This window comes from Erwinia sp. PPS120, from assembly GCF_047918655.1.
In the GTDB taxonomy this organism is placed as follows: domain Bacteria; phylum Pseudomonadota; class Gammaproteobacteria; order Enterobacterales; family Enterobacteriaceae; genus Erwinia; species Erwinia tasmaniensis_A.
On sequence record NZ_JBLREF010000108.1, the window covers coordinates 1 to 557 of the forward strand.

The following is a 557-nucleotide window of genomic DNA, read 5'->3' on the forward strand; positions in this document are numbered from 1 at the left end:
AAAGTTGTTGTTGAGAATAACTCGCTGGCAAATGTTCTCGCAGCGGCAGAAGCCAACAAGAAAGGCACGATAGAGAAATACGAAGCCGCACAGAAAGCCATCTGTGCTCAGGATCAGGCAGCCTGTACACAGATGGTCAAAGATGTTGCCGGAACCGGTCTGGACTTCGTGCCGATTATCGGTGATATAAAAGGATTTACGGAAGCGCAGTCGGCTCTTGATTATCTTGCTGCTGCAATCGGCGTGATACCTGGTGCGGGAGATGTGGCAGGCAAGGCTATCAAAGCGGCTGAAACAGCGCTGAAGAAAGGGGATGTTGCTGAGGCTTCGAGGCTAATAAATAAAGCCAGTGATGAAATTCAAGCGGTTAAGCCACTGGATGTTGGGTCATATAAAGAGCTTAAAGATCGTTCAGTAGTTGGCGATAGATTAGAGCACGATCATATTCCATCATTTGCTGCTATTCGTCAGGCAAAAGAAAATGAGCTGGGGAGAAAGTTAACTCCCACAGAAGAAAAAAACCTATATAACAATGCAACGGTAATCCCCCCGAAAAA

1 pseudogene is annotated in these 557 nt (G+C 46.5%); it reads left to right on the forward strand.

Going from position 1 to position 557, the window contains the following annotated elements:
• Positions 1-557: pseudogene (locus ACLRGG_RS21360) on the forward strand (hypothetical protein); the annotation flags it as partial.